General features: G+C 61.4%; 6 protein-coding genes. 1 reads left to right on the top strand and 5 read right to left on the bottom strand.

Annotation, left to right across the window (positions count from 1 at the left end; translation table 11 throughout):
- Positions 1 to 21: 21 nt before the first annotated feature.
- From GDH07_RS21970 to GDH07_RS21950, 5 genes are all read right to left on the bottom strand, one after another.
- Positions 22 to 1,566 (bottom strand): MFS transporter, encoded by a 1,545-nt coding sequence (locus tag GDH07_RS21970; protein ID WP_152898920.1) that lies wholly within the window; start codon positions 1,564 to 1,566, stop codon positions 22 to 24.
- Between the two features lie 117 nt (positions 1,567 to 1,683).
- Positions 1,684 to 2,607 (bottom strand): LysR family transcriptional regulator, encoded by a 924-nt coding sequence (locus GDH07_RS21965; RefSeq protein ID WP_031321296.1) that lies wholly within the window; start codon positions 2,605 to 2,607, stop codon positions 1,684 to 1,686.
- 153 nt (positions 2,608 to 2,760) lie between these two features.
- Positions 2,761 to 4,128: an HlyD family type I secretion periplasmic adaptor subunit gene (locus GDH07_RS21960; RefSeq protein ID WP_022643252.1), complete on the bottom strand. Its 1,368-nt coding sequence runs from the start codon at positions 4,126 to 4,128 to the stop codon at positions 2,761 to 2,763.
- Positions 4,118 to 6,274 (bottom strand): type I secretion system permease/ATPase, encoded by a 2,157-nt coding sequence (locus tag GDH07_RS21955; RefSeq protein WP_053132927.1) that lies wholly within the window; start codon positions 6,272 to 6,274, stop codon positions 4,118 to 4,120. The genes GDH07_RS21960 and GDH07_RS21955 overlap by 11 nt, the downstream gene beginning before the upstream one ends.
- A gap of 38 nt (positions 6,275 to 6,312) precedes the next feature.
- Positions 6,313 to 7,665: a TolC family outer membrane protein gene (locus GDH07_RS21950; protein WP_152898918.1), complete on the bottom strand. Its 1,353-nt coding sequence runs from the start codon at positions 7,663 to 7,665 to the stop codon at positions 6,313 to 6,315.
- A gap of 361 nt (positions 7,666 to 8,026) precedes the next feature.
- Between GDH07_RS21950 and GDH07_RS21945 the strand changes: the two genes are divergently transcribed.
- Positions 8,027 to 14,793: retention module-containing protein (locus tag GDH07_RS21945; RefSeq protein WP_152898917.1), on the top strand; the 6,767-nt coding region annotated here is incomplete at its 3' end.

The raw sequence follows: 14,793 nt of genomic DNA, 5'->3' as shown, positions 1-14,793 counted from the left end.
TTCTTCCGTATCAATCAGCGTTCAAACAGGCGCCCGCGGTGGATAGATCCGCGTCGGCAGCCAGAAAATCAGCAGGATCAGCGCAGCGGCCACCCCTGCCATGCAGAAATAGAGGTCGGCGGAGGTCAGGACCAGCGCCTGCTGGTGCAGGCGCGCGGCCAGGCCGGGCACCCGGTCGTCCACCAGGGGCGAGTTGCCCAGGCTGTCCACCAGCATGGTGGAGTGCAGGTGCAGGCGGTGGGTGGTCAGCACGTCCAGGACCCCGGTGGCGATCACCGCCGCCAGGCCCTTGACCGTGTTGAACCAGGACGAGGCGAAAGGCCCCTCCACCGGCGCGATGCTGCCGGTGGCGAGCATCAGCAAGGGCAGCACCGCCATCGGCTGGCCGAAGATCTGCAGCAGTTGCAGCACATAGAAATCGTCGCGGATCCATACCGAAGTCAGGTGCGTACCGCCCAGGCACGACAGGGTCAGCATGCCCAGGCCGATCCCCAGCACCCAGCGGCAGTCGACCCAGCGCAGGTTGCACAGGGCCGCCACCAGCGGCAGGGCGATCAGTTGCGGCAAGGCCATCACCAGCATCACCGGCGCCGTCTGCAACGGCCGGTAGCCCTGGACCTGGGCCAGGTAGGCAGACGGAATGATGATCACCGCGGTGAGCACCACCAGCACCCCGGCCAGGGTCAGCAGGGAAAACGACAGGTTGCGGATGCCCAGCATCTGCAGCTTGAAGAAGGGAATCGGCTGCGACCATTCATTGATCATGAACAGCACCAGCAGGATCAGGCCGCCTCCGAGCAACAGGGTGATCAATGGCGACTCGAACCAGTCCAGGCGATTGCCCTGCAGGATGCCGATCACCAGCATGCAGATCGCCGGGAAGCCCAGCAGCAGGCCTCGCCAGTTGAACTGCTTGAAACGCTCGAGGCGCAGCGGGTCCTGGGGCAGGCCGTAGGCGACCGCCGCCATGGCCAGCAGGCACGGCACCACCACTTGCCAGAAGGCCCAGCGCCAGCCCACGTATTCGGTCCACAGCGCCGCCAGCGGCGTGCCCAGGCTCGGGCCGAAGGTGGCGGTCAGGGCATAGCCGGCCAGGCCATAGAGCTTGATGTTGGCCGGCAGGAAACGCAGGGCCACGGTCATCAGCATCGGCGGCAAGGCGCCGCCGGCCAGGCCTTGCAGGGTCCGCAGGAGCAACAGGCTCTCGTAGTTGGGGGCGAAGGGACACAAGATCCCCAGCAGGGTGAACAGCGCGATGGCACAGAGGGTGAAGCGCCGCAGGGAAAAGGTCACCGAACACCAGGGCGCGAACGCCATGGCAGCCACCGAGGTGGCGGTGTAGCAGGCCACCAGCCAGGTGCCTTCGTCATAGCCGATGAACAGCGCGCCGCGGATATCCGCCAGGGCGATCTTGGTCACCATCTCGTTGAGGCCGGAGACCAGCACCGCCAGCAGGACACCCACCAGGCCGATGACGATCCGCAGCCCGAAGGTTTGCGCAGGAGGGGCTGCCGGCTTGCTGGCGGCTTCGACCGAAGCAGGCGCAGCGACAGCGAGGGAACTCATGGACGTACTGCTCCAGGTAAGGAAATACCAGAGCAGTTTATGAACAGCCAGTGCTGACGAAAACTGACTTATCGGAACTTAATAAATGCACCAAACGCAATGATCGGCGCCCCTGCTTCAGCCACCCTGCTGGGCTTGCTTCCAGGTCTCGTGGCAGCAGGTGCGGACCACTTCGCGAAACCACTTGTGGGCCTGGTCCTTGTCGTAGCGCGGGTGCCAGGACTGGGTGAGGATCAGGGTCGGCAGGGAGATCGGCAAAACGAAGGAGCGCAGCCGTAGCCCCAGGCGCCGAACGCTGAACTGGGTCTCCTTGGGCACCGGCAGGATCAGGTCCGAGTCCGGCAGCATGAACATTGCGGCGTGGAAGCCCGGAGCGATCATCGGCACCCGACGCTTGAGCCCCTGTTCGGCCAGCGCCACGTCGATCGGCCCACGGGCGATGCCGCGGCGGGACATGCTGATGTGGGGATAGGCGGCAAACCGCTCGGCGGTGATCTCTTCGGCCAGCACCGGGTGGTCTTCGCGCACCAGTCCGACGAAATTGGTGGTGAACAGGTTCTGCACCTTCACTTCCGGGCTCAGGGGCCGGGTATTGCTGATGCGCAGGTCGATCCGTCCTTCGCGCAGGGCCTCGTCATCGCCATCGCCTTCGGGGACGAAGCGCAGCTCGCACAGCGGCGCGTGGCGCTCCAGGATATCGATCAGGCGGCCACCGTACACACCGACGAAGAAGTCGTTGGCACGCACGCTGAAGCGTCGCTGCAGCGAGGCGAGATCGATGGTGTCCGCCGAACGGAACACCAGTGCTGCCTGCTCCACCAGATCATGCACCTGGGCCCGCAGTTCCAAGGCCTTGGGCGTCGGCACCAAGCCGCGCCCGGCGCGCACCAGCACCGGATCGCCCAGGGCTTCGCGGATTCGCGTCAGGGTCCGGCTCATGGCCGCCGGGCTGAGGTTCATGCGGCGCGCGGCGCCCACCACGCTGCCCTCGTCCAGCAGGATGTCGAGGGCCACGAGGAGATTCATGTCCGGAAGTTGCATGTTGAGCACTCATGACTGATCGATGATGACTGGAACGCAATCCTAGCAGGCTTGCGGGTCGCGATCCTGAGCGGGATCAACCCACGCCACGGCTTGCCGGGACAGGCGGCCCCGAAGGGCCGTCCGGCGAACAAGCATGGTGCAGGGAAGGGATCAGCGTTCGTGCAGGGCTTCGGCGCGGGCGCGGATGATCGGCTTGAGCAGGTAGCTGAGGATGCTCTTCTTGCCGGTGATGATGTCCACCGAGGCCACCATCCCGGGGATGATCAGCAGCGGCTTGTCGTCACTGCCCAGGTGGCTGCGCTCGGTACGCAGCTTGATCATGTAGTAGGTGGTCTTCTTGTCTTCGTCGGTGATGGTGTCGGCGCCGATCTGCTCCAGGCGGGCCTTGAGGCCGCCGTAGATGGTGTAGTCATAGGCGCTGAACTTGACGATCGCCTCTTGCCCCGGGTGCAGGAAGGCGATGTCCTGGGGACGGATCTTGGCTTCCACCAGCAAGGTGTCGTCCAGCGGCACGATTTCCACCATGTCGCTGCCCGGCTGGATCACCCCGCCGATGGTGTTGACCATCAACTGCTTGACGATGCCGCGCACCGGCGTTGTGACCATGGTCCGGCTGACCCGGTCCTCCAGGGCCTTGCCGGTGGCGCTGGCCTTGTTCAGTTCGGTGCGGGCCTCGTTGAGCTGGGTCAGGGCCTCGCTGCGGAACTTGCCGCGGGTTTCGTCGATCTTGCGCTGCACTTCCTTGATCGCCGACTCGGCGCGGGGAATCGCCAGGGTAGTGGCGTCCAACTGGCCACGGGTCTCGACCTCGGCCCGCTTGAGCCGCAGCACTTCCACCGGCGACACCGCGCCCTGGGCCACCAGCGGCTCGGACATGTTGATTTCCTGGCGTTGCAGGCCCAGTTGCTGGCGGTATTGCGCCTGCTTGGAGTTGAACTCGCGCAGCTCCTGCTGCTTCTGGATCAGTTGCTCCTGCATGCCGCCAATCTCGTCATGCAGCTGCTGGCGCCGGCTTTCGTACAGGGACTTCTCGCTGGCCGCCTGGCCCGGGGCATCCCGCAGCGCTTCCTCGGGGAAATTCAGCGGACGCTCCTCCACCTCGGCGCTCAGGCGCTCGACCCGCAGCAGCATGGACAGGCGCACGGTCTCAGTCTCGCCGACGTTGGACTGGAAGCGCGTGTCGTCCAGCCGGATCAGCGGCGCACCGGCCTCCACCACCTGGCCTTCCTTGACGTACAGCTCGGCAACGATCCCGCCTTCAAGGTTCTGGATCTTCTGCACCTTGGAGGAAGGAATCGCCTTGCCCTCGCCCTTGGTCACTTCGTCGATCACCGCGAAGTTGGCCCACAGCAGCATGAACAGGAAGAAGGCGATGATGCCCCAGATGGTCAGGCGGATGACCCGTGGCGTATCTTCGATCAGGGCCTTGTTGACCTCGGGCAGCGGCTGCCCCTGGAGGGAATCGCTGCCCTTGAAATAACGGCGGATCGAGTCCCTGATTTCCGGCTTAAGCAACACTGATCTGCCCCTTCTTCAACGCTTCCATGACCACTGCTTTCGGACCATCGGCCAGGATCTGCCCACGGTCGACCACCAGCAGCCGGTCGACCAACGACAACAGCGAGGCCCGATGGGTCACCAGGACCACGGTCTTGGTCTGCACCACCGCTTCCAGGCGCTGTTTCAAGCGCTCCTCACCGGTGTTGTCCATGGCGCTGGTGGGCTCGTCGAGCAGCAGGATCTGCGGGTTGAGCAACAGGGCGCGGGCTAGGGCGACGTTCTGCCGCTGGCCGCCGGACAGGTTCTGCCCGCGCTCGCCAACTTGCAGCTCGTACCCCTGGGGATGCAGGCGGGCGAATTCGTGGACCCCAGCCAGCTCGGCGGCCTGCAGCACCAGCTCGTCCTCGACGTAGCGGGCGCCGGAAGTCAGGTTGTCGCGCAGGCTGCCGGCCAGCAGCTGGATGTCCTGGGGCACGTAGCCGATGTTGTGGCGCAACTCGCTGACGTCGATCTGGCGGATGTCCACGCCGTCCACCAGCAAGGCTCCGGAGTCGGCCTGGTAGAGGCCCACCAGCAACTTGGCCAGGGAGCTCTTGCCCGAGCCGCTGCGGCCGATGATGCCGACCTTCTCGCCCGGCTTGATCACCAGGTTGATGTTCTTCAGCGCCGGATTCTGCTGGCCCGGGTAGGTGAAGTTCAGCTGCCGGCATTCGATGGCGCCCTGCAGCACGCTACGGCTCAGCGGACGCTCGCCGAAGTTGCGCTCCTGGGGCAGCTCCATCATCTGGTCCACCGAGGTCATGGTGACGCGGGCCTGCTGGTAGCGGGTCAGCAGGCCGGACAGCGAAGCCAGCGGGCTCAGGGCCCGGCCGCTGAGCATGTAGCAGGCGATCAGGCCGCCCATGCTGAGGTTGCCGTCGATGATCTGGTACACGCCGAAGATGATCATCACCACCCCGGCCAGTTGCTGGATCAGCAGGGTGATGTTCATCGCCAGGCTGGAGAGCATCTTGACCCGCAGCTCGAGGCGGCTGAGGGTGCCGATGGTCTGCTCCCACTGGTACTGGCGCTCGCTCTCGGCGTTGTTGACCTTGACCGCATCCAGCCCGGCCAGGGTCTCGATCAGGCTCGACTGGCGCTCGGCGCCCAGGGCCATGGTCTTCTCCATGGTCGCCACCAGGGGCTTCTGCAACGCATAGCCGATACCCAGGGCGATGGGGAAGGCCAGCACCGGGATCCACACCAGGTGCCCGCCGAGGATGGCGATCACCAGGAAGATCAGCAGGGTGAAGGGCAGGTCGATGAGACTGGTAAGGGTCAGCGAGGCAAGGAAGTCCCGCAGGCTCTGGAACTCGTGGATGTTCTGGGCGAAGCTGCCGACCCGCGGGGGCCGGTACTTCATGGCCATGCCGACGATGCGCTCGAACAGCGTGGCGGAGATGATCAGGTCGGTCTTCTTCCCGGCAAGGTCCAGGCACAGGCTGCGCAAGCCCTTGAGGATCAGGTCGAAGACATAGGCGCCGATGATGCCGATGGACAACATCCACAGGGTCGCGGTCGCCTGGTTGGGCACCACCCGGTCGTAGACGTTCATCACGAACAGCGGCGCGGCCATGGCGATGATGTTGATCAGCAGGCTGGCGGCGACGGCATCGATGTACAGCCAGCGCGAGCGCTTGAGGGTATCGCGGAACCAGGAGCGGGCCCGAGGGATCAGCGAACCGTGGTTGACGTCGAACTTGTGCTGGGGCTGGGCGAAGAACACCTGCCCGATATAGTCGTCGGCCAGCAGCTCGCGGTTGACGCAGACCTCGCCGCCATCGCTCTCGCTGAGCAACAGCCGTGCCTGGTCATCGCCCTGCCAGCCCAGCAGCACGGCGCTGCGGCCGTCCTTGAGCAACAGCAGGGCGGGCATGGCGATGCTCGGGATCTGTTCCAGCTTGCGCCGCAGGACGCGGCCCTGGAGCCCGGCCCGGGCCGCTGCGCGAGGCAGCAGCGCGGCGCTCAGGCGCTGGGACGGCAATGGCAGGCCGGTGGTCAGCATTGCCGCGCTGGCGGGCTTCTGGTGCAAGAAGCAGAGGGTCAGCAAACCGTCCAGCAAAGGGTCGTCATGCATACCGCGTGGATCATGATGGAGCTGCACTCGACGGACTTCTGATTCCACTCTCGACACTCTTGGCTGGCTATAAGGATGAAATTAGCTCAATTCATCCCAGGCAGCTGGACCTTGGGCTTCACGTCGTTCTGCACGACGGAAGCCATGGGTGCGACCACTCCCTGGCTCTTGAGCAACTCGCCAATGGTCGCCTTGATTCGATACTGAGTAAATAACTGAATGTTCTTGATCTCGGCCAGGCGACGGGAAGCGGTGAACAGTTCGTTTTCACTGTCGAGCAAGTCCAGCAAGGTACGCTCGCCCAGGCTGAACTGCTTCTGGTAGGCGGTACGCACCGCGGTACTGCGATCGACGTATTCCTGGGCGATCGGCACCTGGGAGTTGGCGTTGTTCATGGCGTTCCAGGCCAGGCCCAGCTCTTCGTTCAGCACCCGCAGGGCATTGTTGCGGATATCCAGGGCCTGGTTCGACTGGTAGGCCTTGGATTCCAGGTCAGCCTTGTTGCTGCCGCCGGCGAACAGGTTGAAGCGCATGCGCAGCATGGCCTGCCATTCGTTGTTGTGGCCGTTCTGGCCGTCCAGGTCGTTGTCCGCGGTGCGTCCCAGTTCCGCATCGAAACGTGGGTAGAACGCCGACTTGGCCGCTTCGTACTGCTTCTCGGCCGCCACGATATCGGACTCGGCCGAACGCAGGATCGGGCTGTTCTCCAGCATCTGGCGGCGAGCCTCGTCGAGGTTGGCCGGCATCATCGCCATGAAGCTGGCAGGACGCTCCAGCTGGTCGGGCAGCTCCCCTACCGCACTCAGGTAGTTGGTCTGGGCGTCGGCCAGGTTGGTCTGCTCGGTGATCAGGTTGTTGCGGGCCTGGGCCAGGCGCGCTTCAGCCTGGTCGAGGTCGGCGCCGCTGCCTACGCCACGCTGGGTGCGCAGCTTGATCTGGTCGTAGATACGTTCGTGGTTGCGCAGGTTGTCTTCGGCCAACTGGACGAACTGGCGACGGGTCAGCACGTCCAGGTACACCTGGGCCACGGTCAGGCCGGTGCGCTCGGAAGTGCCCAGCAGAGAATAGGCCCGGGAGTTGACGGTGGCTTGTTGACGCCCCACCTCGCTGGAAGTGGCAAAACCGTCAAAAACCATCTGCTGAAGACGTAAACTTGACTCACCACGGGTCATGCTCTCCCAGTGATTGCTGCCAGTACCCGCACGCGTAGAAGGGTTATCGGTGCCTTCACGGCCATAGCCGGCGAGCATGTCGACACGGGGCAGGTAGCCACCCTTGGCAGCTTTCAATTGGTAATCGGCAGCCAGGCGGCTGTTCACGCCGGCCTGGATTTCCGGGTGCACATCCAGTGCTTTCTGCATGGCTTCAGGGAGTGTCTGCGCCTGTACGAAACTGGCGGCAAGAGCGAAGGGCAGGGCCTTGAACAGGTGAAAACGCATGGTAAGAAATTTCCTCGGACGGCATGTCCAGATTCACGTCAGAACGTGGAACCACATCGAATGACTACAACCACAACGACCGTCTGTCGGAAAGTTCAAACTAAGAACTGGTTCACATACTTCAAGTCAGGTTACCGCGTGAATATCAATGTGACATTAATAGAGCGATTGTTTAGGATGGCACCCATAAGGTCAATAGTTTGGCATAAACTTAATTTCGAAAGAATATAGCCAAAATATTGACGCCACCCTGTCAATTACCCGTTCCCAAATACACAGCAATGTACCCCCAGACTGAGCTGCGGCCAGCGCCCGAGCCGGTACATGGAAGTCGAATGAGCGGTACACCGGAGAGTCCTTAATGAGCAGTGTTGTTGCCATCGTCAAAAGCATTGTCGGTCAAGTTTTCGTGGTATCCCCGGAAGGGATCCGGCGTGTACTCATCGAGGGCGACCGCTTGTTCGTGGGCGACCAGGTGGATACCGGTCCCGCGGGCGCCGTCAGCCTGGAGCTGACCGATGGCCGTACGCTCGACCTGGGGCGCGACACTCAATGGAGCGGTGCCGCTCCGGACTCCGGCGCCGACCTGGCCCAGGCCGCCGCGCAAGCCGCGCCTTCGGTCGAAGAACTGCAGCAGGCCATCGCCGCTGGCGTCGACCCGACCACCGACCTTGAAGCCACTGCCGCCGGCCCGACCGCTGCCGGTACCGGAGGCAATGCCGGAGGTGGCCACAGCTTCGTCCAATTGCAGGAAACCGCCGGCCGGGTAGATCCCACTATCGGCTTCCCGACTGCCGGCCTGGGCCGGGCCACTTCGGCCCTGGACAACAACTTCGGCGGCCTCGCCAACGGCAACGGCTTGGGTGCAGCCAATGGTGGCGGCAGCGGCAGCGATAGCCTGCGTCCGGCCACCCTGACCCTCAGCGCCACCCCGACCATTACCGAAGCCGGTGGCACCCTGGTCTATACCGCCACCGTGACCCAGGCTCCGCTCACGGACCTGAGCGTCACCCTGTCCAATGGCGCGGTCATCGTGATCAGCGCCGGCCAGCTGACCGGGACCGTACAGGTGCCCATGGCGCCCCAGGACAACGTCTATATCGACCCGGGCCAGATCAGCGTAAGCGTGACCGGCACCACCGGCGGCGGTGGCCTGCTGGTCACTGTCGATCCGAAGCCGGCGGTGACCCAGGTCACCGATACCATCGACACCACCACGGTAACCCTGACCGCCGATGCCAGCGTCACCGAAGGTGGGCAGATCACCTACACCGCAACCCTGACCAACCCGGCGCAGACCCCGGTGACCATCACCTTGTCCAACGGCTCGGTGATCACCATCGAGGCGGGCAAGTCCAGCGGTTCGATCAACGTCCCGGCACCAGCCGATGATGTCTACAAGAATGGCGACAAGGTTGAAGTCGGCATCACCAAGGCCGATGGCGGCAACTTCGAGAACCTGGTTCCCAGCCCCGATAAGGCGGTGACCACGGTTACCGACACCATCGACGACACTGGACTGAGCTTGAGTGCCACCGGCACCGTGGCTGAAGGTGGCTCGATCACCTATACCGCGACACTGACCAATCCTGCCGGTACTCCGGTGACCGTGACTTTGAGCAACGGCGCGGTGATCACCATTGAAGCGGGTAAAACCACCGGTACAGTCACTGTTCCGGCGCCTGCCGATGACGTCTACAAAGATGCCGGCAAAGTCGAAGCCACTATCACCAAGGCTGAAGGCGGCAACTTCGAGAACTTGGTGCCGAGTACAACTCCGGCTGTTACTGAAGTTACCGACACTACCGATGATTCGACCGTGTCGTTGAAAGCGACTCCGTCGGCGGCTGAGGGCGGTCAAATCACTTACACCGTCACCGTGACCGCGCCAGTCACCGGTTCGCCTGTGACTGTCACTTTGGCCAATGGTGAAAAGATCACCATCCCAGTCGGTGAAACCACCGCCTCGATCAACGTCACCGCTCCAAACGATGCGCTGGTTGGTCACTCCTCCGTCACCAACTCCATCACTGACGTGACTGGCGGTAACTACGAGAATCTGGTCGCCGATAAGACCCCGGTGAATACCAACGTCACTGACACCGTCGATGACACTGGCCTCAGCCTTTCGGCCACCGGAACCGTGGCCGAAGGTGGCCAAATCACCTACACAGCTACCTTGACCAATGCTGCTGGTACCCCTGTCACCGTGACTTTGAGCAACGGTGCGGTGATTACTATCGAAGCAGGCAAGACTACCGGTACCGTCACCGTTCCGGCTCCTGCCGATGACGTCTATAAAGACGCCGGCAAGGTTGAAGCCACCATCACCAAGGCTGAAGGCGGTAATTTCGAGAACTTGGTGCCGAGCACGACGCCAGCCGTCACCAACGTCACTGACACCATCGACGACTCCACCGTATCGCTGAAGGCGACCCCTTCGGCAGCCGAAGGTGGCCAGATCACCTATACCGTGACCGTCACTGCACCTGTGACTGGTTCGCCTGTGACTGTCACGTTGGCCAATGGCGAGAAGATCACCATTCCAGTGGGTGAAACCACTGCCTCGATCAACGTCACAGCCCCGAACGACGCCCTGGTTGGTCACTCTTCCGTCACTAACTCGATCACTGACGTAAGTGGCGGTAACTACGAGAACCTGGTCGCCGATAAGACTCCAGTTAATACCAACGTCACCGATACCGTCGACGACACTGGTTTGAGCTTGAGCGCTACTGGTACGGTCGCCGAAGGTGGCCAGATCACCTACACCGCTACCTTGACCAATGCTGCTGGTACTCCGGTCACCGTGACTTTGAGTAACGGTGCGGTGATTACTATCGAAGCAGGCAAGACCACCGGTACCGTCACTGTTCCGGCGCCGGCCGATGACGTCTATAAAGATGCCGGTAAAGTCGAAGCGACCATCACCAAGGCCGAAGGCGGCAACTTCGAGAACCTGGTTACCAACCCGGCGCCAGCGGTCACTAACGTGACCGACACCATCGACGACTCGACTGTATCGCTGAAGGCAACGCCTTCGGCAGCCGAAGGTGGACAGATCACCTATACCGTGACCGTCACTGCACCTGTGACTGGCTCGCCTGTGACTGTCACGTTGGCCAATGGTGAAAAAATCACCATTCCAGTGGGTGAAACCACTGCCTCGATCAACGTCACTGCTCCAAACGACGCGCTGGTTGGCCACACATCGGTGACCAACTCCATCACCGATGTGAGCGGTGGCAACTACGAGAACTTGGTCGCCGATAAGACTCCAGTTAATACCAACGTCACTGACACTGTTGATGACACCGGTCTGAGCTTGAGCGCTACCGGGACTGTCGCCGAAGGCGGTTCCATTATTTACACCGCTACCTTGACCAACGCTGCCGGTACTCCGGTCACCGTGACCCTGAGCAACGGCGCGGTCATCACCATTGAAGCGGGTAAAACCACCGGTACAGTCACTGTTCCGGCGCCTGCCGATGACGTCTACAAAGATGCCGGCAAAGTCGAAGCCACTATCACCAAGGCTGAAGGCGGCAACTTCGAGAACTTGGTGCCGAGTACAACTCCGGCTGTTACTGAAGTTACCGACACTATCGATGATTCGACCGTGTCGTTGAAGGCAACACCTTCGGCGGCTGAGGGCGGTCAAATCACTTACACCGTCACCGTGACCGCGCCAGTTACCGGCTCGCCTGTGACCGTAACCCTGGCCAATGGTGAAAAGATCACTATCCCAGTCGGTGAAACCACTGCTTCGATCAACGTCACCGCTCCAAACGACGCACTGATTGGTCACTCTTCCGTCACTAACTCCATCACTGATGTGAGTGGCGGTAACTACGAGAACTTGGTCGCCGATAAAACGCCGGTTAACACCAATGTCACCGACACTGTCGACGACACTGGGCTCAGCCTTTCGGCCACCGGAACTGTGGCAGAAGGCGGTTCCATTGTTTACACCGCTACCTTGACCAATGCTGCCAGTACTCCGGTCACCGTGACCTTGTCCAACGGCGCAGTGATCACCATTGAAGCTGGCAAGACCACCGGTACCGTCACCGTTCCAGCGCCGGCAGACGATGTCTACAAAGATGCCGGTAAGGTCGAAGCGACCATCACCAAAGCCGAAGGCGGTAACTTCGAAAATCTGGTGACCAATCCAGACCCAGCCGTCACCAACGTCACTGACACCATCGATGATTCGACGGTGTCGCTCAAGGCGACCCCATCGGCGGCTGAAGGTGGACAGATCACCTATACCGTTACCGTCACTGCACCTGTGACAGGTTCGCCTGTGACTGTCACTTTGGCCAATGGCGAAAAGATCACCATCCCAGTCGGTGAAACCACTGCTTCGATCAACGTCACAGCCCCGAACGACGCCCTGGTTGGTCACTCTTCCGTCACTAACTCGATCACTGACGTAAGTGGCGGTAACTACGAGAACCTGGTCGCCGATAAAACCCCGGTTAACACCAACGTTACCGACACCGTTGATGACACTGGTTTGACCCTGTCCGCTACCGGGACTGTGGCTGAAGGCGGTTCCATTATTTACACCGCCACCCTGACCAACACTGCCGGCACTCCGGTGACCGTGACCCTGAGCAACGGCGCCGTAATCACCATTGAAGCCGGTAAAACCACTGGTACCGTCACCGTCCCTGCCCCGGCAGATGACGTCTACAAAGACGCGGGCAAGGTTGAAACGACCATTACCAAGGCTGAAGGCGGCAACTTCGAGAACCTGGTTACCAATCCAGCCCCAGCCGTCACCAACGTCACTGACACCATCGACGACTCCACCGTATTGTTGAAGGCGACCCCATCGGCCGCTGAAGGTGGACAGATCACCTACACCGTAACCGTGACTGCCCCAGTCACCGGTTCTCCTGTGACCGTCACGTTGGCCAATGGTGAAAAAATCACCATTCCAGTGGGTGAAACCACCGCCTCGATCAACATCACAGCACCGAACGACGCACTGGTTGGCCATGGCTCCGTCACCAACTCGATCACCGATGTGAGTGGTGGTAACTACGAGAACCTGGTCGCCGATAAGACCCCGGTGAATACCAACGTCACTGACACCGTCGATGACACTGGCCTCAGCCTTTCGGCCACCGGAACCGTGGCCGAAGGTGGCCAGATCACCTACACCGCGACACTGACCAACGCTGCCGGTACTCCGGTTACCGTGACTCTGTCCAACGGCGCCGTAATCACTATCGAAGCAGGCAAGACCACCGGTACCGTCACTGTTCCGGCGCCGGCCGATGACGTCTATAAAGATGCCGGTAAAGTCGAAGCGACCATCACCAAGGCCGAAGGCGGCAACTTCGAGAACCTGGTTACCAACCCGGCGCCAGCGGTCACTAACGTGACCGACACCATCGACGACTCGACTGTATCGCTGAAGGCAACGCCTTCGGCAGCTGAAGGTGGACAGATCACCTACACCGTAACCGTGACTGCCCCAGTCACCGGTTCTCCTGTGACCGTCACGTTGGCCAACGGTGAAAAAATCACCATCCCAGTCGGTGAAACCACTGCTTCGATCAACGTTACTGCACCGAACGACGCGCTGGTTGGCCACACTTCGGTGACCAACTCCATCACCGATGTGACTGGCGGTAACTACGAGAACTTGGTCGCCGATAAGACTCCAGTTAATACCAACGTCACCGATACCGTTGATGACACTGGTTTGACGCTGTCCGCCACCGGAACCGTGGCCGAAGGTGGCCAGATCACCTACACCGCCACCTTGACCAACGCCGCCGGCACTCCGGTGACCGTGACCCTGAGCAACGGCGCCGTAATCACCATCGAGGCGGGTAAAACCACTGGTACCGTCACCGTCCCTGCCCCGGCAGATGATGTGTACAAGGATGCTGGCAAGGTTGAAGCCACCATTACCAAGGCTGAAGGCGGTAATTTCGAGAACCTGGTTACCAACCCAGCGCCGGCCGTCACCAACGTCACTGACACCATCGACGACTCGACTGTGTCGTTGAAAGCGACTCCGTCGGCAGCTGAAGGTGGACAGATCACCTACACAGTGACCGTCACTGCACCTGTGACTGGCTCGCCTGTGACCGTAACCCTGGCCAATGGTGAAAAAATCACCATCCCAGTCGGTGAAACCACCGCCTCGATCAACATCACTGCACCAAACGACGCGCTGGTTGGCCACACTTCGGTGACCAACTCCATCACCGATGTGAGCGGCGGCAACTACGAGAACTTGGTCGCCGATAAGACTCCAGTTAATACCAACGTCACCGATACCGTCGACGACACTGGTTTGAGCTTGAGCGCTACTGGTACGGTCGCCGAAGGTGGCCAAATCACCTACACCGCTACCTTGACCAACGCTGCCGGTACTCCGGTCACCGTGACCCTGAGCAACGGCGCGGTCATCACCATTGAAGCGGGTAAAACCACCGGTACCGTCACCGTTCCAGCACCGGCCGATGACGTCTACAAAGACGCGGGCAAGGTTGAAACGACCATTACCAAGGCTGAAGGCGGCAACTTCGAGAACCTGGTTACCAATCCAGCCCCAGCCGTCACCAACGTCACTGACACCATCGACGACTCCACCGTATCGTTGAAGGCGACTCCTTCGGCAGCTGAAGGTGGCCAGATCACCTACACCGTCACCGTGACCGCACCAGTCACCGGTTCGCCTGTGACCGTAACCCTGGCCAATGGTGAAAAGATCACTATCCCAGTCGGTGAAACCACTGCCTCGATCAACGTCACTGCACCAAACGATGCCCTGGTTGGTCACAGCTCTGTCACCAACGCCATCACCAATGTGAGCGGTGGCAACTACGAGAACCTGGTCGCCGATAAGACCCCGGTGAATACCAACGTCACTGACACTGTTGATGACACTGGTCTGAGCCTGAGTGCTACTGGTACGGTCGCCGAAGGTGGCCAGATCACCTACACCGCCACCTTGACCAACGCTGCCGGTACTCCGGTCACCGTGACCTTGTCCAACGGCGCAGTGATCACCATCGAAGCCGGTAAAACCACTGGCACCGTGACCGTCCCTGCCCCGGCAGATGATGTGTACAAAGACGCGGGCAAGGTTGAAGCCACCAT

The sequence above is a fragment of the Pseudomonas piscis genome, assembly GCF_009380155.1.
In the GTDB taxonomy this organism is placed as follows: Bacteria; Pseudomonadota; Gammaproteobacteria; order Pseudomonadales; family Pseudomonadaceae; genus Aquipseudomonas; species Aquipseudomonas piscis.
Note: the sequence above shows the minus strand (reverse complement) of the source record. Positions and strands in the feature narration are given on the sequence as shown.